This window comes from Gordonia sp. NPDC127522, assembly GCF_042672305.1.
GTDB classification, from domain to species: Bacteria; Actinomycetota; Actinomycetes; order Mycobacteriales; family Mycobacteriaceae; genus Gordonia; species Gordonia hongkongensis.
Window position 1 is genome coordinate 1 of the sequence record NZ_JBHXVK010000016.1, and the last position, 24345, is coordinate 24345.

The following is a 24345-nucleotide window of genomic DNA, read 5'->3' on the forward strand; positions in this document are numbered from 1 at the left end:
GCCCGGCCCCATTCCGAACCCGGAAGCTAAGCCCTCCAGCGCCAATGGTACTGCACCCTAATCAGTGTGGGAGAGTAGGACACCGCCGAACACAATTTCAGAAAGGCCCCGTATTCGATGATTTCTTTCGTCGGATACGGGGTCTTTCTCGTGCGTCGGTCGCCTGATGCGTCATCGCCGGGCGGCACAACTCAGCAAGGTTCGAGGGCATAGATTGGCAGCTATGAGTGATCGTGATCGTCCGCGCCGCGACGGGCGCGGCCAGCGGGACACACGTGGACAGCGGGATGGCGGTCGAGGTGGCCGGAATGATCGTCCGGGGCGTGACCGCGGATCTGATCGCGGCAGCCGGCAGCCCGGGCCACCGCTACCCGAGGACATCGCGGCGTCGGATCTCGATCCCGAGGTGCGGCGTGATCTGCTGACTCTCGACAAGGCCAACGCCGAGATCGTCGCACGGCACCTGGTGATGGTGTCGCGCACCCTGCTCGAGGATCCCGTCCAGGCGCTGGAACATGCACGTGCGGCGCGCGCCCGCGCTTCCCGGGTCGGCGTCGTTCGCGAGACCGTCGGCATCGCTGCCTACAACGCCGGCGAGTGGCAGGAGTCGGCGACCGAACTCCGCGCAGCCAAGCGCATCACGGGCAACCCGGCCCTGTTGCCGCTCATCGCCGACTGCGAACGCGGACTCGGGCGCCCCGAACGTGCCGTCGAGATCGCGCGCGGTGACGAGGGACGGTCACTGACCGGCGACGATGCCACCGAGATGCGGATCGTCGAAGCCGGTGCCCGCATGGACCTCGGTGAACCGGAGAAAGCGGTCGTCACGCTGCAGGCCGAGAACCTCAAGCCCGGGCAGCTCGGTACCGGACCGGCCCGTCTCTTCTACGCCTATGCGTCTGCCCTGGAATCTGCCGGTCGTCGCGACGACGCGATCACCTGGTTCATGAACGCGGCGGCCGCCGACGTCGATGATGTCACCGATGCCGAGTTCCGGTTGACTGAGCTGGCCAACGACGACCAGCCGTCCGAGAGTGTGGGAGTGAACGGCGCTGCGCCAGGCGAGCTCGACAGCCCGCTGTCGGTGCCGGCTGTCGAGCGGGACATCGACTCCGCTGCGGACCCGATCCCGCCCGCCTCGGCGCCTGCGCCCGATGTCACAACCGCAATCGATTCACCTGCTGCGACCGGTGCCATCGAGAACGACACCATCGAGGCCGTTCCAGGTACGGCCGACCTGTCGCAGACCTCGGATTCGGTGGCGGTGTCAGCCGTTGCCGAGGAAGAGGGAGATTCCGGCGATGACGTGACCGCCGAGACGACCATCGTGGAAGGGGTGCCCAATCCCATCGCCACCCTGGACGAGTCGTCGGAAACCGAGTCCGTGGCCGAAACCACCACCGCCTCGCCGTCCGACTCCGTCACCCTCGTCGATCGTCACGACGCACTACTCCTGGACCTGGACGGCACCGTGTTCGCCGGGCACCACGCGCTGCCGAATGCGCTCGATGCCCTCGCCCGGCTGACCATCCCGCGGTTCTTCGTGACCAACAACGCGAGCCGGCGGCCGTCGGAGGTGGCCGCGCACCTGCGTGAGCTGGGGTTCGGGGCGACCGACGACCTCGTCGTCACGAGTGCACAGTCGGGCGCGCGGCTGCTGTCCGAACATCTCGAGCCGGGTTCGCGTGCATTGGTGATCGGTACCGACGGACTCGCGCAGGAAGTCCGCGAAGTCGGTGTCGGGGTGACGCGTAGTGCCGACGACCGACCGGCCGCGGTGATCCAGGGACACTCGCCGGACACCGGTTGGGCGCAACTGTCGGAGGCGGCGCTCGCGATCCGGGCCGGCGCGCTGTGGATCGCGACGAACATCGACGCCACCCTGCCGTCCGAACGGGGCCTGCTCGTGGGGAATGGTTCGATGGTCGCCGCGCTGCGCAACGCGACGGGCAAGGAACCCATGGTGGCCGGCAAGCCCGCCGCACCGTTGATGGCCGACGCGATCGCGCGTGCTCGGGCGAGTGCGCCGCTCGTGGTCGGGGACCGGCTGGACACCGACATCGAGGGCGGCCATGCCGTCGGTATCGAGAGTGCCCTGGTCCTGACCGGTGTGAGCACGGTCGACGATCTGCTGTCGGCGCCCCCGGAGCAGCGGCCCACCTACGTTCTCGACGACCTCGCCGGCCTGTTCGTCGACATCGACGCCGTGCGGGTGTCCGACCAGCCCGGTTGGGACATCACCGTCGAGGGTTCGACCGTGCGGGTCGCCGGTTCCGGCGCGGAGGCGGGACTGGTGCCCGCGCTCGCCGCCGCCACCTGGGCCGCAGTCGATGCCGGGTCCGCGGATCCGGACGAATTGCGGGTGATCGCGGCGGGAGCCGCGAGGCCCAAGCTCGAGTCCCTCGGTGTCACAGTCGTCGGCTAGCGTGGTCCACGATGACTCACCCGACCGCCTCCCCGGCTGACCCAGGACCGTCCCGGCCCACGCCGGGAGCGATGCCGCGTCGGCAGTTCGACCCCGTCGCCGACGCATTCGCCACCGCCGATGGGGTCGGGGAGCTGCCCGACGTGGAGGCCGAGGTCACCGAGATGCTCGCGCAGGTCGACGAGATCCGTGAATCGGCGGGTGATGCCTTCTCGCTGGCGGCTCTCGAACGTCAGGCGGCGCTTCTCGAGCAGGCCCATGACTCGCTCACCGCGGCCCTCGACGCCGTGGACCGACGATGAGACCGGCCTCGGTGCGGAAGCCGGAGTTGTCCACGAGGGAGCGGTTCTGACCATGGTCGCCAGAGCACGACTCGATGCCGAACTCGTCCGCCGAGGTCTCGCCCGATCGCGCGAACAGGCGCGTGAACTCGTCGATGCCGGGTCGGTCCGGGTCAACGGGACCGTCGCGTCGAAGGCGGCCACCGGGGTCACCCGTGACACCCCGATCGTCGTCGACGAGGGTCCGCGAGACGACTGGGCGTCACGAGGCGCGCACAAACTCCTCGGTGCGCTCGGGGCGTTCGAGCCGGGTGGCCTGACGGTCGAGGGGCGTCGGTGCCTCGACGCCGGCGCATCGACCGGGGGATTCACCGATGTGCTGCTGCGCCGTGGCGCCCGCGAGGTGGTCGCCGCGGACGTCGGATACGGACAACTCATCTGGCGGTTGCAGAACGACGACCGCGTCGTGGTTCACGACCGGACCAACGTCCGGCACCTCGAGCCCGGGTCCATCGGCGGCCCGGTGGACGTCGTGGTCGCCGACCTGTCGTTCATCTCGTTGGGCCTGGTGCTGCCCGCGCTGGCCCGCTGTTGCGCGCCGGGCGCCGACCTGCTGCCCATGGTCAAACCGCAGTTCGAGGTCGGCAAGGACCGGGTCGGATCGGGCGGCGTGGTCCGCGATCCGGCATTGCGCGCCGAGGCGGTGCTGGGAGTCGCGACCGAGGCGGCCGCGCACGGACTGCGGACGCGCGGTGTGGTGGCGAGCCCGCTGCCCGGGCCGTCGGGGAACGTCGAGTACTTCCTGTGGTTGCACAACGAGCACGCCGACCGGACGGGCGAGGAGTCGGGGTGGGGCGATAGGGTCGACCGGGCGGACTCGACCGACGCGGATCGCCTCGCCGGGTCGCCGGACGAACTCCGGGCCATGATCGAACAGGCGGTCGCCGCGGGACCGCGCTGACCGCTGGCCCCGCGTCTCCGTACCGACACCGCGCTTGTCCCAGACCGCACTTCGATGGAGGGGATCACCAGTGACCGACGATCCGGCACCGGACCACACCGGTGCCCGCGAGTTCTTGGTGGTCGCCCACACCGGACGCGAGAACGTGCTCGAGACCATCGAGGCGATCGCGCGCCACTGCGCGGCGGCCGACGTCGCGCTGCGCGTGGTCGACCACGACACCCTCGACCGCGACGCCCCCGATCATGATGTGCTGTACCGGAACAACGAGGTCGAGTCGCCCCGTCCCCGCAACGTACCGGTCGACCCCGAATACCTGCGTTCGCTCGGCGCGGTCGTCGAGGTCACGACGGCCGAGTCCGCGACGGCAGAGGGCTGCGAACTCGTCATCGTCCTGGGCGGTGACGGCACCTTCCTCCGGGCCGCCGAGCTGGCCTATCCCGCCGAGGTCCCGGTCCTGGGTATCAATCTCGGACACATCGGCTTCCTCGCCGAGGCCGAGGCGCATCGCGTCGACGAGGTCATGACCCAGCTGATCGCCCGGGACTACCGCATCGAACCGCGGATGACCCTCGACATCGCCATCGTGGACCCGGCCGACCCGGACCCGCCGACCGCGTGCAGCTGGGCGCTCAACGAGGTCGCGGTCCTGAACACGAGCAACAACGGTGTCCTCGAGCTCGTGACCGAGGTCGACGGCCGGCCGGTTTCGGCCTTCGGCGCCGACGGAGTGTTGGTGTCGACACCGACCGGGTCGACGGCCTACGCGTTCTCCGCCGGCGGGCCGGTGATGTGGCCCGACCTCGAGGCCATCCTGGTCGTGCCGAACAACGCCCACGCCCTGTTCGCCCGGCCGATGGTGACGAGTCCGCGATCGCGGATCGCGGTGGAGGTCGACAAGAACGGGCGGTCTGCGCTGGCGCTGTGCGACGGCCGACGCGCACTCGACGTGCCCGCGGGAGCCCGGGTCGAGGTGGTGCGCAGCGAACGGTCGGTGCGCTGGATCCGGATCGATTCCGACCCCTTCGCCGACCGACTGGTCACCAAGTTCGCCCTCCCGGTCACGGGATGGCGAGGGAGGCAGGCATAGTCGTGCTCGAAGAGATCTCGATCACCGGTCTCGGTGTCATCGAGGAGGCGCAGGCGCGCTTCCATCCGGGATTCACGGTGCTCACCGGCGAGACCGGAGCGGGCAAGACGATGATCGTCACCAGCCTGCACCTGCTGTCCGGGGCCCGCGCCGACGCGACGCGCGTCCGGACCGGCAGCCCCAAGGCGGTCGTCGAGGGCCGGTTCCGGCTCGCGAACAACGGCGGCGCGCACCGGGATCCGGTCGTCGCCGACATCCTGGACTCCACCGGGGCCGAACTCGACGACGACGACACCGTCATCGCGGTCCGGTCGGTCAGCGCCGACGGACGATCCCGCGCCCATCTGGGCGGGCGGTCCGTCCCGGTGGGCGTCATGGGCCAACTCACCACGGCGGTCCTGGCCATCCACGGCCAGAACGACCAGTTGCGGCTCCTCCGACCCGAACACCAGCGCGCGGCACTCGACACCTTTGCCGGCCCGAAGGCGGCTGCGGCGCTGGACTCATACCGGAAGGCACGAACGGCCTGGGTCGAGGTCCTCGACGAACTCGACGCCCGGCGCGCCAACTACCGGGAACTCGCGCAGGAAGCCGACCGGCTGCGGTTCGGCATCGACGAGATCGCCGCCGTCGATCCGGTGCCCGGCGAGGACGAGGAGCTGACCGCGACGATCCGTCGGCTCTCCGACCTGGAGTCCATCCGTGGTGCCGCCGACCAGGCGCACGCCATCGTCGCCGGGGATTCGGGATCATCGGTCATCGAAGGCCTCGGAACGGTGCGCACGCTACTGGAGACCGCGGCCGACGACACGCTGCGTGATCTCGTACCGCGCGTCGCCGAGGCGCTCACCGTCATCACCGATGTCGGCGCCGAACTGACCGCCTTCACGTCGGGCCTACCCGCCGACGCCGAGGAGCTCGACAAGTTGCTCGCCCGTCAGGCCGAGCTGAAGACGCTCGTCCGCAAGTACGCGCCGGATGTCGACGGGGTGATCGACTGGCGCCACAAGGCCGAGGTGCGGCTCGCGGAGATCGAGGACCCACGGGCCTCCATCGAGGAGCTCGAGGTCGCCGCGACGGCGGCCCGGGACAAGGTGCAGGCCGCGGCGGACAAGTTGCACACGCTACGGGCGAAGGCTGCCAAGTCGATGGCCGACAAGGTCTCTCGCGAGCTCAAGGGACTGGCGATGGGGGACTCGGCGCTGGCGGTCGCGGTCAACCCGGATGCGGCGCCGCCCGACGACCGGCTGACCGTCACCGTCGCGGGCACCGCCGCGCACGCCGGCGCCGACGGCGCGGACAAGGTCGAGTTCGCACTTCTCGCCCATCCCGGAGCCACGCCGCTGCCCATCGCGAAATCGGCGTCGGGCGGCGAACTCTCGCGGGTCATGCTCGCCCTCGAAGTCGTCCTCGCCGCACCCACCTCGGGATCGGTGATGGTGTTCGACGAGGTCGACGCCGGGGTCGGTGGTCGCGCGGCCGTGGAGATCGGCAAGCGGTTGTCGAGGCTGGCCCGGGCACACCAGGTGATCGTGGTGACCCACCTCCCGCAGGTGGCGGCGTTCGCCGACAACCACCTCGTCATCGGCAAGAGCAAGAAGGGTGCGCTCGTCACCAGCAGTGTGCGCACGCTCGATCGGGGCGAGCGAGTGGCGGAGTTGGCCCGCATGCTGGCGGGCCTGGGGGAGTCCGACACCGGGCGCGCCCACGCCGAGGAACTGCTGGCCACCGCGGAGGCGGAGCGCGCCGCCGACTGAGCACCGCAGACGGTGAAACACATGGTGCGTGTGTGACAAAAGTTGCTGTTGTTACGGCGCGCCTCCCCGGCTGAGGTGTGCCTTCGGCCGATCATGGCCGTCATGAAGATGCCTGCACTGCTCGCGCGTAACACCGAAGAACTGCCTGGCGTGACCGGTATCGCCAGAATCGACAAGAACACGAAACGGCTGCTCAACCGCGTCGGGCCGGGCGACATCGCCATCCTCGACGAGGTCGACCTCGACCGGGTGACCGCCGACGCGCTTGTCGAGGCCAACGTCGTGGCGGTGGTCAACGCCTCGCGGTCGATCACCGGCCGCTACCCCAACCTCGGACCCGAGGTCCTGGTGGCCTCCGGCATCGTGCTGCTCGACGATGTGGGTCCGGAGATCTTCAAGCGGGTCAAGGACGGTGCCAAGGTGCGGGTCCACAACGACCGGCTCCTGGTCGGCGAACGGCGACTCGCCCTCGGTACCGAGCTCGAGGAGCGCGACATCGCCGACATCATGATCGGTGCCAAGGCGGGCCTCGTCGACCATCTGGAGGCGTTCTCGGGCAACACGATCGAGTTCATCCGCAGCGAGTCGCCGCTGCTGATCGACGGGGTCGGTGTGCCGGAGATCGACGTCGACGTCGCAGGCCGTCACGTCGTCATCGTCGGCGAAGGTGCCGACCGTGCTGCCGACCTCCGCTCGCTGAAGCCGTTCATCAAGGAGTACCAGCCCGTCATGGTGGGCGTCGGAGCCGGTGCGGACACGCTGATGAAGGCCGGGTACAAGCCGTCGATCATCGTCGGCGATCCCGAGACGATGAAGACTCCGACGCTGAAATCCGGTGCACAGCTGGTGCTTCCGGCCGACACCGACGGACATGCGACCGGGCTCGAACGCATTCAGGACCTCGGCATCGGGGCCACCACGTTCCCGGCCGCCGGGTCGGCCGGCGACCTCGCGTTGCTGCTCACCGACTACCACGGCGCCGACCTGATCGTCACCGTCGGCTACCCGGGAACGCTCGACGACTTCTTCGACCGGTCGCGCCGGGAGAGCAATCCGTCGATGTTCCTGACCCGGCTGAAGGTGGGCCAGAAGCTCGTCGACGCAAAGGCGGTCGCCACGCTCTACCGCAGCCGGGTGTCGGGTGCCGCCATCGCGTGTGTCGTGCTGGCGGCACTCGTCGCCGTCATCGCCGCCGTGCTGCTGTCGAACGCCGGCACCGACATCACCGACTGGATCGTCGTGCAGTGGAATGCGCTGCTCGACTGGGCTCGAGAGGTCTGGAACCGGTAGCCGATGATCTCGTTACGACAGCATGCGATCTCGCTGGTCGCGGTCTTCCTCGCGCTCGCCCTGGGACTGTTCCTGGGGTCGGGATTCGTCGGTGACCGTGTCAACTCGATGACCGGCACGAGTCGTGACCGCATCGGCGACCTGGAGAGCGAGCGCGACGACCTCAACGCAAAGCTCAACGCCTCCAACAGCTTCGACCTCGCCATCACGCCCCGGCTGATCGCGAACAAGCTCAGGGGGCAGTCTGTGCTGGTGGTCACGGCACCGAACGCGGCGGATGCCGATGTCGATGCGGTCAAGGAATCGATCTCGGGTGCCGGTGCCCGCTTCGGCGGACAGATCGGTTTGACCGACGCACTGCTCACCGACGGCAAGTCCGAGGAGCTGCGGACGATCGTCGACCAGACCATTCCGCCGGGCACGATGCTGCGCGCGGAACTGACCGATTCCGGGGGTCGGGTCGGGGACCTGCTCGGGGCCCTCGTGCTGTCGAACGAGACGGCACGGCCGGCGTCGTCCGGGGACCGTCGGACCGGTCTGGCGACACTGCGCGACGGTGGGTTCATCGACTACGCCGACAACGCGATCACCCCGACCGATCTGGTGGTGGTGGTGACCGGTGACGAGTTCGGTCCGGACTCCGGTGCGCAGGGCACGCTGGTCGGCCGCCTGGCCGCCACGCTGTCGGCACGCGGGGTCGGCGGGGTACTGGTCGGACGCACCGGCTCCGCGGCGGGCGGGTCGCCGATCGCCATCGTCCGCTCGGATCCGTCGCTGGCCAACGCGGTCTCGACCGTCGACAACATCGACCAGCCGACGGGTCTCATCACGACGATCCTCGCCCTGGCCGCCGAGGCCGACGGGACGACCGGCTCCTACGGCACCGGCCCGGGCGCGACCGCGATCACCGTCGGTGCCGACGGACGACCGGCCGCCTGAGATCGAGTCCGCCACCGCACGCGAGTACCGCCACACCCGTCGACGGTGTGGCGGTGCGGCATCGGGCGTCGGTGGTGTTACCCTGGAGTCCCGTAGGTAATCAGGGCATCGGCCCCGATTCGGCCGACGGGAGACACTTCTTTTGCGACCACTTCGCCATGTACACGACACCAAGCACATCTTTGTGACCGGTGGCGTCGCCTCTTCGCTGGGCAAGGGCCTGACGGCCTCCAGCCTGGGTCAGCTTCTCACCTCGCGGGGCCTGCGGGTCACCATGCAGAAGCTCGATCCGTATCTGAACGTCGATCCGGGCACCATGAATCCGTTCCAGCACGGTGAGGTGTTCGTGACCGAGGACGGCGCCGAGACCGATCTCGACGTCGGGCATTACGAGCGTTTCCTGGACCGCAATCTCTCGCAGTCGGCGAATGTGACCACCGGACAGGTGTATTCGTCGGTCATCGCCAAGGAACGTCGCGGCGAGTACCTCGGTGAAACCGTTCAGGTCATCCCGCACATCACCGACGAGCTCAAGTCGCGCGTGCTGGCCATGGCCGAACCCGACGCCGACGGTGAGGTGCCCGACGTGGTCATCACCGAGATCGGTGGCACGGTCGGCGACATCGAGTCGCTGCCGTTCATCGAGGCCGCGCGACAGGTGCGCCACGACGTCGGCCGTGACAACGTCTTCTTCCTGCACGTCTCGCTCGTGCCCTACCTCGCGCCGTCGGGGGAACTCAAGACCAAGCCGACCCAGCACTCGGTCGCCGCGCTGCGCAACGTCGGCATCCAGCCCGACGCGCTGATCCTGCGCTGCGACCGCGACGTGCCCGAAGGGCTCAAGAAGAAGATCGCGCTCATGTGCGACGTCGAGCTCGACGGCGTGATCTCCACCCCCGATGCCCCGTCGATCTACGACATCCCGAAGGTGCTCCACAGCGAGCACCTCGACGCCTACGTGGTCCGCAAGCTCGGTCTGCCGTTCCGCGACGTCGACTGGGCGGTGTGGGGCGAGCTCCTGCGCCGTGTGCACGAGCCGCGCGAGACCGTGCGCGTCGCGCTGGTCGGCAAGTACGTCGATCTCCCGGACGCCTACCTGTCGGTGACCGAGGCGATCCGCGCCGGCGGCTTCGCCTGGAAGGCGCGCACCGAGATCAAGTGGGTGCCCTCGGATGAGTGCGCCACCCCGGCCGGCGCGCAGGCCGCCCTCGGCGACGTCGACGCGATCCTGATCCCCGGCGGCTTCGGCATCCGCGGCATCGAGGGCAAGGTCGGTGCCATCTCGTACGCACGGCGGCGCGGGATCCCGCTGCTGGGCTTGTGCCTCGGGCTGCAATGTGTGGTCATCGAGGCGGCCCGCTCGGTCGGCCTCGACGAGGCCAGCTCGACCGAGTTCGACCCGGAGACCCCGCACCCGGTGATCTCGACGATGGCCGATCAGGCCGACGCCGTGGCCGGCGACGCCGACCTGGGCGGCACCATGCGACTCGGTGCCTACGACGCCGTGCTGAAGGCCGGGTCCGTCGTCGCCGAGGCCTACGGGACGCGTGAGGTGTCCGAGCGTCACCGTCATCGCTTCGAGGTCAACAACGCCTACCGCGACAAGATCGCCGACTCCGGACTCGTCTTCTCGGGTACCTCGCCCGACGGGCACCTCGTCGAATTCGTCGAGTACCCCAAATCGGTGCACCCGTATCTGGTTGCCACGCAGGCACACCCGGAGCTCAAGAGTCGGCCGACCCGGCCGCATCCGTTGTTCCGGTCGTTCATCGAGGCGGCCCTGAAGTACAAGGCGGCCGAACGTCTCCCGGTCGACCTCGGCGACGACTACGAGTCGAACGACGCTCCCGCGGACGCGGTGGCCGCCGTCAACGCGGTCACGGTGGAACCGGTGGCCGGGCTGGGCGAGGCAGTCCTCGACGACCCTGCCGGCAGGGACTGACCGCGTTGGGCCACGACTTCGAGGTCAAGGACAGCCGTACCGTCTACGACGGTGCGATCATCACCCTCCGGGTCGACGACGTCGAGATGCCGGGCGGGCGCGTCGCCGAGCGTGAGGTCGTCGAACATTTCGGTGCCGTCGCGATTCTGGCGCGCGACGATGCCGGCCGGGTGGCGATGGTGCGGCAGTACCGTCACCCCATCGGCCGACGCCTGCTCGAGTTACCCGCCGGGCTGCTCGACCAGGCCGACGAAGAACCCCTGGCCGCCGCGCAGCGCGAGTTGGCCGAAGAGGCCGACCTCGCCGCCGACTCGTGGCACGTCCTGGTCGACCTCGCGCTGTCACCCGGTTTCACCGACGAGGCCTTGCGGCTGTATCTCGCCGAGGGGTTGCACCATCTCGACGCGGCCGAACGCGTCGACGAGGAAGCCGACATGTCGATCGAGTGGGTGCCACTCGACGACGCCGTCGCGAAGGTGTTGTCGGGGGAGATCGTCAACGCGACCAGCGTGGCCGGCATCTTGGCCGCGGCCGCAGCCGGCGGCTCGACGGCCGGTCTACGCGGAGTCGACGCCCCGTGGCCGGACGAACCGACTGCCTTACGGAACCGACGTGCCGACGATCGGGGCCGCCGGTCGTGACCCTGGCCGCCGACATCGCGCGCTACCTCGATCACCTGACGGTGGAGCGGGGTGCGGCGGCCAACACGGTGTCGTCCTACCGGCGCGATCTCGAGAGGTATCGCGGGTATCTCGACCGGCGGGGGATCCCGTCGCTCGACGCCGTGACCGAAGAGGACATCCGCGAGTTCCTCGTCGAACTCCGTCGCGGTGACGCCGAGGCGGGCTTCGCCCCGCTCGCCGACAGTTCGATCGCGCGAACTCTCGTCGCCACCAGGCGTTTTCACAAGTTCGCGGTGGACGAGGGGATCGTGCCGACCGACGTCGCGCACGATGTCCGGCCGCCGCGCGCGGCGCGGCGCCTGCCGAAATCCCTGCCGGTCGACGAGGTGCTCGCCATTCTCGATTCGGCCGGCGTCGAGGACCATCCGCGCGGGTTGCGGGACCGCGCGCTGCTGGAGTTCCTCTACAGCTGCGGGGCGCGGATCTCCGAGGCCACCTCCCTCGATCTCGACGATCTCGATCTCGACGACATGCGCGCGGTTCGCCTCCGGGGCAAGGGCGGCAAAGAGCGTCTCGTGCCACTCGGCGGGCCCGCCGTCCAGGCACTCGAGGCGTACCTCGTCCGCGGGCGACCCGCGCTGGTGTCACGGGCGACGCCCGCGGTGTTCCTGAACGCGCGCGGCGGGCGGCTTTCGCGGCAGAGCGCCTGGCAGGTGCTCGTCACCGCGGCCGAGCGCGCCGGCCTCGACAAGGCGGTCTCGCCGCACACCCTCCGGCACAGCTTCGCGACCCATCTGCTCGACGGCGGCGCCGACGTCCGCGTCGTGCAGGAACTCCTGGGCCATGCCTCGGTCACCACCACGCAGGTGTACACGCTCGTGACGGTCAACACGATGCGGGAGGTCTATGCCGTCGCCCATCCGAGGGCGCGTTGACCCCGCGGATCCCCCGGGCGCGCCGACGCCGGCATGGCCGGGGAGATGTCCTAGGCTGATACGAGGCTCGGCCGTGGACGGACAGGACGACTGAACCACCGAGAAGCGGCATCGAACAGCGAAGGGAGCGGCGGACACGTGACCACTCCGAGCGCACCCCTGTCTGGCGCCCGTCCGGGAGGGTCTGGCGCCCGTCCGGGAGATCAGTACAGCATCCAGGTGTCGCCCGGAAACGACACCGACGAGGCCGACTCTGCACACCCTTCTGGGGATGCCGACGAGATCGGCCCCACCGGGCGGCCGTATCGCGACGTTCCCGAGCCCGCTCCGCTGGACCGTCACGGACCCGCCACGGTGATCGCGGTCTGCAATCAGAAGGGCGGCGTCGGCAAGACGACCTCGACCATCAATCTCGGTGCGGCGCTTGCCGAATACGGTCGTCGGGTCCTGCTCGTCGACCTCGACCCGCAGGGTGCGCTGTCCGCGGGACTCGGTGTGCCGCATCACGAGCTGGAACAGACCGTCTACAACCTGCTCGTGCCGCCGCAGGTGGCCACCGACGAGGTCCTGATGCGGACCCGCGTCGACGGTCTCGACCTGCTGCCCAGCAACATCGACCTGTCGGCCGCGGAGATCCAGCTGGTGACCGAGGTGGGTCGCGAGCAGTCGCTCGGTCGGGCACTGCATCCCGTGCTCGACCGATACGACGTCGTCCTCATCGACTGCCAGCCGTCGCTGGGTCTGCTCACCGTCAACGCGCTGGCCTGCGCCGACACCGTGCTCATCCCGATGGAGTGCGAGTACTTCAGCCTGCGCGGGCTGGCTCTGCTCACCGACACGATCAACAAGGTGCGCGACCGGCTCAACCCGCGCCTGGACCTCGGCGGCATCCTGGTGACCATGTTCGACGCCCGCACACTGCACTCCCGTGAGGTGATGGCCCGCGTCGTCGAGGTGTTCGGCGACGCGGTCTACGACACCGTCATCGCCCGCACCGTCCGGTTCCCGGAGACCAGCGTCGCCGGAGAACCGATCACTTCGTGGGCGCCGCGGTCGGCCGGCGCGAAGGCGTACCGGGCACTCGCACGCGAGGTGATCGCCCGCAACGTCGCGCCCGCATGACGACCGGCACGAACCAGGTAGTCCCCGAACCCGCCGTGTCCGAATCGGCGGTGTCCGATCCCGGCGCGTCCGATTCGGTTGTGCCGCAAGCTGCTTCGGCCTCGGCGAAGGTGTCGTCCGAGGTCGGTGCCGAGGAGTCCGGTTTCCGGGTCAAGCTGCGCAACTTCGAGGGTCCGTTCGACCTGTTGCTGAACCTGATCTCGCAGCACCGCCTCGATGTGACCGAGGTGGCGCTGCACGAGGTGACCGACGACTTCATCGCCTACACCCGCGAACTCGGCCCGGAGATGGGGCTCGACCAGACGACCGAGTTCCTCGTCGTCGCGGCGACGCTGCTGGATCTCAAGGCGGCTCGCCTGCTGCCCTCCGGCGAGGTCGACGATCCGGAAGACCTCGCGCTCCTCGAAGCCCGGGACCTGTTGTTCGCGCGGTTGCTGCAGTACCGCGCCTACAAGCAGGTCGCGGCCCTGTTCGGCGAACTCGAGGCCGCCGCACTGCAGCGGTATCCGCGGGCGGTGTCGCTGGAGAAGCGCTTCGAGGATCTGCTGCCGGAGGTCACCCTCGGTGTCGACGCCAACGGCTTCGCGCAGGTCGCCGCGGCGGGGCTGACGCCGCGTCCGGTGCCCACCGTCGGCCTCGACCATCTGCACGACGTCCAGAAGGTGTCGGTTCCGGGCCAGGCACGTCGGATGGCATCTCTCCTCAGTGCCGTACCGGGCACATGGCTGACCTTCGGCGAGCTGACCGCGGACTGCGAGAACGTGCTGGAGATCGTCGGTAGCTTCCTCGGCCTGCTGGAGTTGTTCCGGGAGCAGGCCATCACCTTCGAACAACCCGAGGCACTCGGCGATCTCGCGGTGATGTGGACGGGGGAGCGCGGTGCCGACGACCTGCGCATCGACAAGGCAGAGGACTACGGATGACTGATCACGCTCCTGAGGTCGACCACCACGACCCGACCGGCGCAGCCGAGGGCGAGGACCGGGGACCGGCCGAACCCGAGCAGACCGCTCTGCACGGGGACGGGGAGTACCTCGATGACGCGCGACTCCGTTCCGCCCTGGAGGCGGTGCTGCTCGTCGTGGACACACCGGTCACCACCGAAGAACTCGCGAACGCCGTCGACCAGGACCGCACGCGGGTCCGGGAGACGCTCAACGCCATGTCGTCGGAACTCACGGCGTCGGGCAGCGGCATCGATCTGCGCTTCGCCGGCGACGGCTGGCGCTACTACACCCGGGCGGAGTACGCCCCCTACGTGGAGCGGCTGCTGCTCGACGGCGCGCGGTCGAAGCTCACGCGGGCGGCGCTCGAGACGCTGGCGGTCATCGCCTACCGGCAACCGGTCACCCGGGCACGGGTGAGCGCCATCCGCGGCGTCAACGTCGACGGCGTGATCCGCACCCTCGTCGCTCGCGGACTGATCAACGAGGTCGGCAGCGAACCGACCACGAACGCGACGACCTACGCAACCACGGAACTCTTCCTGGAACGGCTCGGGCTGGCGTCACTGTCGGAACTGCCCGATCTGGCGCCCCTGCTGCCGGACGTCGACCTGATCGACGACCTCGACGAGGAGCTGCTGTCGGATCCCCGATTCGCCAAACTGTCCTCACAACCGTCAGACTCGAAGGAACTGATCATCGACGGTGGCACCACCACCGACTCACAGGACTGAGAGAACATGGCATCCGCTGGCCGAGATGGCTCACCGGGAAAACGCCGCAAGGGCGCGCCCGCACAACAGCCGCGAACCAAGAAGACCCACCGCAAGGGGTCGTCGAAGCCGAACGCCGAAGTGGGCCGGATCCGGCTGAACAACGCCCGACCGGCGCGGCACCAGACACCTGAGCACGGCGAGGGTACCGGCGCCAACTACGTCGAAGACGGCGTCCGCCTGCAGAAGGTGCTCGCACAGGCGGGGGTGGCCTCGCGTCGCGGCGCCGAGGAACTGATCGCGGCGGGTCGTGTCGAGGTCGACGGGGAGATCGTCACCGAGCAGGGTCTGCGCATCGATCCCGACACCGCCATCATCCGCGTCGACGGTGCCCGCGTGATCATGGACGAGACCCGTCAGTACCTGGCGTTCAACAAACCCAAGGGCTGGCAGTCGACCATGTCCGACGATCAGGGCCGTCCCTGCGTCGGTGACGTGGTAGCCGAGCGGGTCATGGCCGGTCAGCGTCTGTTCCACGTCGGCCGCCTCGACGCCGACACCGAGGGGCTGCTGCTGCTGACCAACGACGGTGAACTCGCGCACCGGTTGATGCACCCGTCCTTCGAGGTGCCCAAGACCTACCTCGCAACGCTCAAGGGCGAGGTGCCCCGCGGGATCGGACGTCGCATGCGCGAGGGCGTCGAACTCGACGACGGCCCGGTGACGGTCGACAAGTTCACCGTGATCGAGGTCCACGAGGGCCAGTCGCTGGTGCGGATCACCCTCCACGAGGGTCGCAACCGCGTGGTGCGGCGCATGATGGACGAGGTCGGTTTCCCGGTCGTCAAACTGGTTCGCACCCATGTCGGTTCGGTCGCGTTGGGTGAGCAGCGCCCGGGCAGCCTGCGCGTCCTCGGCAACGACGAGGTCGGCGGACTGTACAAGGCGGTCGGTCTGTGAGCGACGGAGCTTCGGGGTCCGCCGACGGGACCACGCATGTCGTGGCGATCGACGGTCCGGCCGGTACGGGCAAGTCCTCGGTGTCCAAACTCCTGGCCGCCGAGGTCGGCGCCAGTTATCTCGACACCGGCGCGATGTATCGCGCGGTGACCCTCGCCGTTCTCGATGCCGGTGTCGCGCTGGATGATCCGGCCGGAATCGCCCGCGTGGTCGCCGACGTCGCCATCGAGTTGGTCCCGGATGGGGACGGCGCCAAGGTCTTCCTCGACGGGCGCGACGTCTCCGGGCCGATCCGCACCGACCACGTCACCAGCGCCGTCTCCGCGGTGTCGGCGGTGCCCGAGGTGCGCACCAAACTGGTTGCGCTACAACAGCAGAACGCGCAGGGTCGGTTCGTGGTCGTGGAGGGGCGCGACATCGGGACCGTGGTGTTCCCCGACGCCGACGTCAAGATCTTCCTCACCGCGACACCCGAGGCGCGGGCCGAGCGCCGGCACAAGCAGAATCTCGCCGGCGGTCGCGACAGCGACTACGACGCGGTGCTGGCCAGCGTGAACCGGCGCGACCATCTCGACTCGACACGCAAGGTCTCGCCGTTGTGCGCGGCCGACGACGCGACCGTCGTCGACACCAGCGACAAGACCCTCGACGAGGTGCTCGAGGAACTGAGCTGCCTCGTCGCGACCCGGATCGGAGCAGTGGAACGGTGAGTGACGACTACTCGAACGACCTCGCGGCGCTACCCGGCGACGGTACCTGGTCGGACGAATCCGACTGGCAACTGACCGATGTCGGGGGAGCCGACGACGCGTCCGGTGTCGAACACATGCCGGTGGTCGCGATCGTCGGGCGGCCGAACGTCGGCAAGTCGACGCTCGTCAACCGCATCCTGGGGCGTCGTGAAGCCGTGGTCGAGGACATCCCCGGCGTGACCCGGGACCGGGTGTCGTACGCGGCGTCGTGGTCGGGCCGGCGATTCACCGTCGTCGACACCGGCGGCTGGGAACCCGACGCGAAGGGCCTGCAGCAGGCCGTCGCCGCGCAGGCCGAGCTGGCCATGCGCACCGCCGACGCGATCGTCGTCGTGGTCGACGCCACGGTCGGCGCGACCGCGACCGACGAGGCTGTCGCACGGGTCCTACGGCGTTCGAAGACCCCGGTCATCCTTTGTGCCAACAAGGTCGACAGCGAGCGACTCGAGTCCGACACCGCATCGCTGTGGTCGCTGGGACTCGGTGAGCCGTACCCGGTGTCCGCCGCACACGGCCGCGGCGCCGGCGATCTGCTCGACATCATCCTGGACAAGCTGCCCGAGACCCCGCGGGAGGCACCGACTCTCGGTGGTCCGCGTCGCGTCGCCCTGGTGGGCAAGCCGAACGTCGGCAAGAGTTCGCTGCTGAACAAGCTCACCGGCACCGAGCGGTCGGTGGTCGACAATGTCGCCGGGACAACCGTGGATCCGGTCGACGAACTCGTCGAACTCGGCGGCAAGACCTGGAATTTCGTCGACACCGCCGGTCTGCGCCGCAAGGTGCGGACCGCTAGCGGCCACGAGTACTACGCTTCGTTGCGGACGCGGTCGGCGCTCGATGCGGCCGAGGTGGCGATCCTGCTGATCGACGCGTCGGAACCGATCACCGAACAGGATCTGCGGGTGCTGTCGCTCATCATCGAGAGCGGCCGCGCCCTCGTGATCGCGTTCAACAAATGGGATCTCGTCGACGAGGACCGTCGGTACCAGCTGGACAAGGAGATCGACCGCGAGCTGGCCCGCGTGCCGTGGGCGCGTCGGGTCAACATCTCGGCGTCGACCGGCCGGGCCGTCCAGAAGCTGGTGCCCGCACTGGAATCGGCGCTCGACTCATGGGACAAGCGCATCTCGACCGGCCCGCTGAACAACTGGCTCAAGGACGTCATCGCCGCCAACCCGCCGCCGCTGCGCGGGGGCCGGCAGCCGCGCGTGATGTTCGCGACCCAGGCCTCGGTGCGGCCGCCGACCTTCGTGCTGTTCACCACCGGCTTCCTCGAGGCGGGCTACCGCCGGTTCCTCGAACGGCGCCTGCGCGAGGAGTTCAACTTCGACGGATCGCCCGTCCGGATCAACGTCCGCGTCCGAGACAAGCGGGAGCAGCGCCGCAAGCGCTGAACCGCCGTGTAGCTGTGGCGCACGACACCTGCTGTGAGATACTGCGTCTCGTGCTCATCCTGGCAATCATCGTTTTCGGCATGGTCATCGGCGCCCTGGCGCAGATCCTCCTCGGCGGCAAGAACCTGCGCACCGTCGACTGGGGTCTCGCCCTGGTGGCCGGCATCGTCGGCTCCTTCGTCGGCGGACTGCTCATCAGCCTGCTCTCCGGCGACGGCCTCGAGCTCCGCCCGAGTGGCATCATCGGCTCCCTCGTGGGTGCCGTTCTGGTGACCGCCGGGTGGATCTTCTTCAAGAAGCGTTCGACGGTCTAGCAGCCGGTGTCAGATGTAGCGCTTCGTGGCGGCAGAAGCAACGACACACTACATCTGGCCACCGGCCCGAAATGAGGCCTGACCAGGCGATTGGTTCGGAACCGTCCTTGTCGGCTAGGCTTTACATCGCTCCGCTTCGCCAGGGAGCAACGGGCTGTGGCGCAGTTTGGTAGCGCACTTGACTGGGGGTCAAGTGGTCGCAGGTTCAAATCCTGTCAGCCCGACAGAAAACCCCGGTGAGCGTCGCTCACCGGGGTTTTGTTCTCGGAACCATCGACCGCTCACACGACCAGCGGCACCGCGACGTCGGCGCCGCCTTCCTCGGTGATCCGGGCACCCATCTGCGTGTACGTGGGCGCGGTGATGAACCCACCGGCGAGGAGAGCCTCGCCCTGGCGGAATCCGGGCGACTCCGCCAGGAGGTGTTCGGGTACGAAGCCGAAGGTGTCGGCCAGCTCGGCGAGATCGCGTGGGGCGTTCATCCGCATCAGGCACAGGTTGTCGCACTGGGACAGGACATTGGGGTGGATCTTGGTCGGCCGCTGGGTCGACAGCAGCAGCCAGAGGCCGAATTTGCGGCCCTCGGCCGCGATCTGCACGACCCGGTCGATCAGCGCCTGCTCCACCGCGCTGGTGGCCTGCGGTGGGCAGATGTTGTGGGCCTCGTCGATCACGATGAGTATCGGGCGCCGCTCGTCGCGGTGGGCCCAGAGGTGTTCGAGCACACTGAGAGCGGCGACCTTCGGTTCCGCTGGGTGGGCGAACCCACCCAGGTCGAGCACGGTCGCCTGGGGTCGCTCGTCGATGACGTCGGTCGCCGCGAGGTCACCCCGCGCCCAGAGTGCCCAGTCGAGGACCTGCAGATTCTCGATCCGCTTGGCCAGCCGCTGATGTCCGGGGTCGGCGGAACTGCGCAGCGCATCGAGGTAGGTCGTCTGGTCCGATGTCTCGGTGAGCGTGGCGTCGGCGTGCAGCAGGACGTTGTACTCGTCGGCGTCGGCGATCGGATCCAGCTGCAGGACCGCGGCCTTCGCGGCCAGGGGCAGGGTCAGGAATCGCGTCCGCAATTGCGGTCCGTCACGTCGCGTCGAGTGCAGGACCCGGATGTCGGAGGCCGCGATCGCATCCGCGGCGGCGGGGTCGGCGGTACCCCGTGTCTCGGGCAACCGGGTGAAATCCGCGTTCGGATCGAGGATCAGCAACGGGAGTCGGGTTCGAAGCAGCAGCTGTTCGAGAACCACCCCGAGCGCGTAGGTCTTCCCGGAGCCGCTCTGGCCGCACCAGAAGGTGTGCCGATTGAACTTCTCCGCGGTGAGGAGGACGTCGGTCGTCGCGTTGTCGCGATGGCTTCCCACTGTCAGCTGAACCACGCCCGTACCTTACTGGCACGGGCGGGATTCCATCGGACTTACGGAGCGGTCAGCTCCTTGCGGAGAACGAACGCCCGGTCGCCGGTCTCGGGGTCGCGCAGCGGGAACCCGTGGCGGGCATAGAAGCGGTGCGCGTCGACGTCGGGTTCGTCGACCTCGATCTCGAACTCCCCGGCACCCCGTCGCGCCGCCTCGGCAACCGCGGCGGTGAGGACGGCACCACCGAGTCCGCGGCTACGTTGGGCGGGCGTGGTGTACATCTCGTCGAGCAGGGCGATACCGCCGTCGACCCAGACGTTGGTCCGGATGGTCACGAGGCCCAGCGAGGTGATCGGGTTGCCGGCCACGATCGCGAAAGTCGAACTGCGCGCGAGCAACCCGGTCAGCCGACCAGCCAGGACGGCCGGTCCGGGAGACGGTTCGCCGTACTCGCGGTTGAAGGCGTCGAGCAGTTCGGCCATGGTCGCCGCGTCGGCCGGTGTCGCCACTCGCGGGCTGTCGGGCTCGTTCACGGTCACCACCGTAACCGCCCACCCGACGATCACCGGCGCAGGTCAACCCAGGGCGCCGAACCGGGCGAGTAGCCGGTCGACCGCACTGCAGTCCTGCAGGACTCGTCGTCGATCAGGATCCTCGGCGGACTCGCGCAGCATCGTGGCGCCGTCCGGGATCCGCTCGGCGGCGAGGATGGCCGACCAGGCGGCGGTGTCGGTCGCCGTGAACGCGTCGACGCCGTCGCGCAGCGCATGCGCAAGGATGAGCCGGTCGTCCGGGCCGAGCCGGTCGTGGACCATCGCGATCATCTCGCCGGCGACCGAGCCGTGCGCGCGCTCGTCGCGGCGATGCAGGGCGACGGTGGCTTGGTGAACCGGTTGGATCGTCCGATCCTCGGCGATCAACGTGAGATAGTCCCCGATGGAGGTCTCGGCGACCGTCGCGTATGCCAGGGTCGTGAGCGCCGCGGCTCGTGCCGACTCCGCACGTGCGAGCGCCGCCCGGTGGCGGCGCACCATCAACGACTCGGGCAATGTGGCATCCGGAAGCGTCCAGGCACGCCGACGGCGGGTCAGCGCGGATGCGTTCAGATGCATCAGCGTGTGGTACTCCTCGTCGACCATCGACTGGACGACCGCCGCCCTCCCGGCGTCGGAGAACCCGGTGCCGAAGGCGTCCCGGAACAGCAAGCCGAAACCGGGTGTGACCACGTCTTGTTCGATGTCGACGACGTTCCTGTTGTACGCGATCCACCCCCACGCCCGGACCCGGGACCGGCGGTCCTCGTCGAGCCCGTTCCATCCCGGATGTCCGGCGAAGGGGAGCAGTGTCTCGGGATAGTCGACGCACTCGTCGTCGTAGAGATCGTCCATCGTGGGTCCGTCGAGTGCGGGCTCGGTGCGGCGCACCGTGGCCCGCCGCGGCCAGCTGCGCACCAGCCCACGGATCACCGCCGTCTCCACCGGGTCGGCGGCGTCGTGGTCGGGCAGCGTGCCGGTCACGACGGCAACCCGGCGAACAGTTGCGCGCACAGCCCGGCATACTCGCTGCCGCGATCGCCCAGCGGCGCTCCGGCCCGGGCCAGCAGCGCCGTGAACTCGTCGGTGTCGCTGTCTCCGTCGCAGGTGGCGGAGACCCGGGACACCGCACGCGCCAACGCATCCCGGGCCGTCGACGCGCACGGGTTCGACGACTGCACGTCCCGGTACACCTCCGGTGTCCCACCGGCGACGCGCGCCAGCATCGCCGACATCGTCATGAACGGTGGGGTGGCCAGTGTCGCCGCCTCGTCGGCCTCGACGCCGAGATCGGCGAGCGCGACCCCGAACGACAGGATGGTCGCATGGGTGAGGGCCTGCACCGCGGCGCACAGGCGGTCGTGCCGATCGACGGTGGTGACCTGCACGCGAGCGCCCCACCTCGCCAGGTCGTCGATCAGGCGGTCCACGCCGGGTCCGTCGCGATGGACGACCACCGCAATCGCCCGGCCGGGCAGACCGAGGGACGGGGCGAACATCGGGTTCATGCCGACGACCGGGCCTGTTGTGGCGCAACGGCTCTCGTCCAGTCCGCCGACGGCCGCCGCGAACCGGGTCTTCACCGACAGCGTCTCCACCAGCATCGCGGTCGGGCGCATCAGTGATCGCACCGTCCCCAGCGAGGCGACCGCGACATTCTCCGGTACCGCGAGGACCACGATGTCCGCCGCGCGCACCCGCGCGGTCGCCTCTGGGCCGGGGGCACGGATGTCGTCGCCGGAGGTGGCGTCCAGGATGTGTACGAGGTCGCCGCCACTGCGCCACCGGGCCGCGAACATGGATCCCACCGCCCCTGCTCCGCCGGCCACGACCACCGACCGCGCACCGGGGGCGGCCGATCCGGTCACGGGCCGCTCTCCTCGGCGACGGACAGGCAGCGTCGCATGGTCAGGGCCTTGACCATCGTCTCCTCGAACTCCTCGTCCGGATCCGACAGCGCGACGATCGCGCCGCCGACCCCGAAGGTCACCTCGGAACCGGTCGCCACCATCGTGCGGATAACGATCGACAGGTCGGCGGTTCCGGTGAGCGAGAAGAAGCCGATCGCCCCCGAGTACACGCCCCGCGGACCCGCCTCGAGTTTGTCGATGATCTCCATCGTGCGGATCTTCGGTGCGCCGGTCATCGAACCGCCGGGAAAGGCCGCCCGCACACAGTCGACCGCCGACACCCCGTTCCGCAGCGTCCCCCGCACGGTCGACACCATTTGATGCACGGGTGGGTAGGTCTCGATGTCGAACAGTGACGGCACATGCACCGACCCGGGGACGCAGACACGCGACAGGTCGTTACGGACGAGGTCCACGATCATCAGGTTCTCCGACCGGTCCTTCTCGCTCGCCCGTAGCGCGCATCGCAAGTGGTGGTCCTCGGTGGGATCGGCCGACCGCGGCCGTGTCCCCTTGATCGGCTTCGACTCGACCGTCCCGTCCGCACCGATCTTCAAGAACCGTTCCGGCGACGCGCTGAGCACCGACATCCCGGCGAACTGCAGAAGGGCGTTGTAGGGCATCGGGCTGATCTCCCGCAGACACGAATACCCGGACACGGGGTCGAGGCTGCGGTGCACGGTCGCCGAGTTCGTCAGACACACCTCGTACGACTCCCCGGACCGGATCTCCGCCAGACAGTCCTCGATGAGCCTCAGGTACGTCTGGCGGTTGTGGCGGAACACGATCGGCACCTCGTGGGGCGCCGGGACCAGCGGGGGAGTCGTCGCCGGAGCGGGCGTGGCGGTTCGCATCTCCCGAATGGTCGACGCCGTCTCGTCCAACCACGTCGCGGCATCGGGATCCGGGCTCTCGACCGGTTCCAGTGCGAGCACATACGCACACCCGTGTCCGTGGTCGATCACCACCGCGCGGTCGGCGAACACGAGCGCCGCGTCGGCCTGCTCGGAGGCATGCGCCAGCTGGCCGCCGGTGTCCGCTTTGAGCTCGTAGCCGAGATAGCCGACGTACCCCAGACAGAACGCGAACGGCAGCTCAGGCTGCGCAGCCACCGCACGCGCCCGCAGCTGGGCGTCGAGGTAGTCGAAGAAGGTGCTGCGGACCTCCTCCGCTGTACCGTCCGAATATTCGACTCGCACAGTCATTTCCGGAACCCGGTAGGTCACGTATTCGGCTCGCGGACCCGAGCAGTCTCCCATGACGGAGAAGCGGCCGTCGGTCTCCTCGGCCGCCGACCGGTCGAGCCAATAGCTGTTCGGGCCACCGGCGAACAGTCGTTCATAGACGCTGTTCGGGTCCACCACGTGGTCCACACGAACCGATCGGACCCGGTAACCCTCGTGCCGATTCCCCGCCGATTCACTCCCCGCCGATTCACTCCCCGCCGATTCACTCGTCGACGCCTCACTCGCCGGCCGCTCCGTCGTCGCCGACGCCCGACTCGCCCCGGCCGGCACCCCGCGGTGCGCTCGCACCCGTGTGGCCGCCGCGAAGTTGGCCAACAGCTCCCGGCCGTACTCGCTGCAGATCGACTCCGGATGGAACTGCACCCCCCACATCGGCAACACCCGGTGGCGCACCGCCATCAGGACGCCGTCGTCGGACCACGCCTGCTCCTCCAACTCGTCGGGGACATCCACCACCGCCAGCGAGTGATACCTGACCGCCCGGAACGGGGAGGGCAGTCCCGCGAACAAGCCGCGGCCGTCGTGGTGGACGGCGCTGAGTCGTCCGTGCCGCGGCTCGGGAGCCCGTACGACCGGGCTGCCGAACAGATGGCACAGGCCTTGGTGGCCCAGGCACACCCCGAGCACGGGTAGTCCGCTGTCGGTCAGAGCCCGTGCGCTGATCCCGAAGTCGCGGGGGTAATCCGGACGGCCCGGTCCGGGGGAGACCACCACGTTGTCGAAAGCTGTCAGGTCCACCGACGTCCAGGGCACATCGTTGGCGACGACGGCCGGCTCCCGGCGGTTGACCTGGGTCAACAGCGCGTACAGGTTGTACGTGAACGAGTCGTAGTTGTCGATCAGCAGTGTGCGCACCGGGTCCAC

General features: G+C 69.1%; 22 protein-coding genes, 1 tRNA gene and 1 rRNA gene. 19 read left to right on the plus strand and 5 right to left on the minus strand.

Annotated elements, in window-relative coordinates; translation table 11 throughout:
- The 19 genes from rrf to ACFVHY_RS19575 form a co-directional block, all read left to right on the plus strand.
- Positions 1-91 (plus strand): 5S ribosomal RNA (gene rrf / locus ACFVHY_RS19485); the annotation flags it as partial.
- 132 nt (positions 92-223) lie between these two features.
- Positions 224-2425 carry an HAD-IIA family hydrolase gene (locus ACFVHY_RS19490; protein ID WP_390274813.1) on the plus strand — a complete coding sequence of 734 codons (2202 nt, stop codon included), beginning with the start codon at positions 224-226 and terminating at the stop codon, positions 2423-2425.
- An 11-nt stretch (positions 2426-2436) separates the two neighbouring features.
- Entirely contained in the window at positions 2437-2727 is a 291-nt protein-coding gene (locus ACFVHY_RS19495; RefSeq protein WP_311277623.1) for a hypothetical protein, read from the plus strand.
- A 52-nt stretch (positions 2728-2779) separates the two neighbouring features.
- Positions 2780-3667, plus strand: coding sequence for a TlyA family RNA methyltransferase (locus tag ACFVHY_RS19500; protein WP_390274816.1), 888 nt, complete (start codon positions 2780-2782; stop codon positions 3665-3667).
- Positions 3668-3737: 70 nt separating this feature from the next.
- Positions 3738-4757, plus strand: a complete 1020-nt coding sequence (locus ACFVHY_RS19505; protein WP_390274818.1) for an NAD kinase — start codon at positions 3738-3740, stop codon at positions 4755-4757.
- Between the two features lie 2 nt (positions 4758-4759).
- Entirely contained in the window at positions 4760-6514 is a 1755-nt protein-coding gene (gene recN / locus ACFVHY_RS19510) for a DNA repair protein RecN (RefSeq protein WP_390274821.1), read from the plus strand.
- Positions 6515-6616: 102 nt separating this feature from the next.
- A complete protein-coding gene (gene steA / locus ACFVHY_RS19515; protein WP_390274824.1) occupies positions 6617-7804 on the plus strand; it encodes a putative cytokinetic ring protein SteA in 1188 nt (395 codons plus the stop codon).
- Between the two features lie 3 nt (positions 7805-7807).
- A complete protein-coding gene (locus ACFVHY_RS19520) occupies positions 7808-8743 on the plus strand; it encodes a copper transporter (protein WP_390274827.1) in 936 nt (311 codons plus the stop codon).
- Between the two features lie 142 nt (positions 8744-8885).
- A complete protein-coding gene (locus ACFVHY_RS19525) occupies positions 8886-10685 on the plus strand; it encodes a CTP synthase (RefSeq protein WP_390274830.1) in 1800 nt (599 codons plus the stop codon).
- 5 nt (positions 10686-10690) lie between these two features.
- Positions 10691-11326 carry an NUDIX hydrolase gene (locus ACFVHY_RS19530; protein ID WP_058253154.1) on the plus strand — a complete coding sequence of 212 codons (636 nt, stop codon included), beginning with the start codon at positions 10691-10693 and terminating at the stop codon, positions 11324-11326.
- Positions 11323-12243 carry a site-specific tyrosine recombinase XerD gene (gene xerD / locus ACFVHY_RS19535; RefSeq protein ID WP_065629799.1) on the plus strand — a complete coding sequence of 307 codons (921 nt, stop codon included), beginning with the start codon at positions 11323-11325 and terminating at the stop codon, positions 12241-12243. The genes ACFVHY_RS19530 and xerD overlap by 4 nt, the downstream gene beginning before the upstream one ends.
- Positions 12244-12381: 138 nt before the next feature.
- Positions 12382-13365 (plus strand): ParA family protein, encoded by a 984-nt coding sequence (locus ACFVHY_RS19540; RefSeq protein WP_390274832.1) that lies wholly within the window; start codon positions 12382-12384, stop codon positions 13363-13365.
- Entirely contained in the window at positions 13362-14288 is a 927-nt protein-coding gene (locus ACFVHY_RS19545) for a segregation and condensation protein A (RefSeq protein ID WP_390274835.1), read from the plus strand. Before ACFVHY_RS19540 ends, ACFVHY_RS19545 begins: the two co-directional genes overlap by 4 nt.
- A complete protein-coding gene (scpB, locus tag ACFVHY_RS19550) occupies positions 14285-15043 on the plus strand; it encodes an SMC-Scp complex subunit ScpB (protein WP_390274837.1) in 759 nt (252 codons plus the stop codon). The genes ACFVHY_RS19545 and scpB overlap by 4 nt, the downstream gene beginning before the upstream one ends.
- 6 nt (positions 15044-15049) lie before the next feature.
- Positions 15050-15982, plus strand: a complete 933-nt coding sequence (locus tag ACFVHY_RS19555; protein WP_390274839.1) for a pseudouridine synthase — start codon at positions 15050-15052, stop codon at positions 15980-15982.
- Positions 15979-16692, plus strand: a complete 714-nt coding sequence (cmk, locus tag ACFVHY_RS19560; RefSeq protein WP_390274841.1) for a (d)CMP kinase — start codon at positions 15979-15981, stop codon at positions 16690-16692. Before ACFVHY_RS19555 ends, cmk begins: the two co-directional genes overlap by 4 nt.
- Positions 16689-18128 carry a ribosome biogenesis GTPase Der gene (gene der, locus ACFVHY_RS19565; protein ID WP_058253160.1) on the plus strand — a complete coding sequence of 480 codons (1440 nt, stop codon included), beginning with the start codon at positions 16689-16691 and terminating at the stop codon, positions 18126-18128. Before cmk ends, der begins: the two co-directional genes overlap by 4 nt.
- A 50-nt stretch (positions 18129-18178) precedes the next feature.
- A complete protein-coding gene (locus ACFVHY_RS19570; RefSeq protein ID WP_065629874.1) occupies positions 18179-18442 on the plus strand; it encodes a GlsB/YeaQ/YmgE family stress response membrane protein in 264 nt (87 codons plus the stop codon).
- A 150-nt stretch (positions 18443-18592) separates the two neighbouring features.
- Positions 18593-18666, plus strand: a tRNA-Pro gene (locus tag ACFVHY_RS19575).
- 57 nt (positions 18667-18723) lie between these two features.
- Here the strand turns inward: ACFVHY_RS19575 and ACFVHY_RS19580 are convergent.
- The 5 genes from ACFVHY_RS19580 to pabB are packed head-to-tail and all read right to left on the minus strand — an operon-like array spanning position 18724 to position 24345.
- On the minus strand, positions 18724-19812 hold the full coding sequence (locus ACFVHY_RS19580; RefSeq protein ID WP_068972167.1) for an ATP-binding protein: 1089 nt from the start codon (positions 19810-19812) through the stop codon (positions 18724-18726).
- Between the two features lie 38 nt (positions 19813-19850).
- Entirely contained in the window at positions 19851-20324 is a 474-nt protein-coding gene (locus ACFVHY_RS19585; RefSeq protein WP_390274844.1) for a GNAT family N-acetyltransferase, read from the minus strand.
- A gap of 42 nt (positions 20325-20366) precedes the next feature.
- Positions 20367-21308, minus strand: coding sequence for a diiron oxygenase (locus ACFVHY_RS19590; RefSeq protein WP_390274847.1), 942 nt, complete (start codon positions 21306-21308; stop codon positions 20367-20369).
- Positions 21305-22192, minus strand: coding sequence for a prephenate dehydrogenase dimerization domain-containing protein (locus ACFVHY_RS19595; RefSeq protein ID WP_390274850.1), 888 nt, complete (start codon positions 22190-22192; stop codon positions 21305-21307). The genes ACFVHY_RS19590 and ACFVHY_RS19595 overlap by 4 nt, the downstream gene beginning before the upstream one ends.
- A complete protein-coding gene (pabB, locus tag ACFVHY_RS19600; RefSeq protein ID WP_390274852.1) occupies positions 22189-24345 on the minus strand; it encodes an aminodeoxychorismate synthase component I in 2157 nt (718 codons plus the stop codon). Before pabB ends, ACFVHY_RS19595 begins: the two co-directional genes overlap by 4 nt.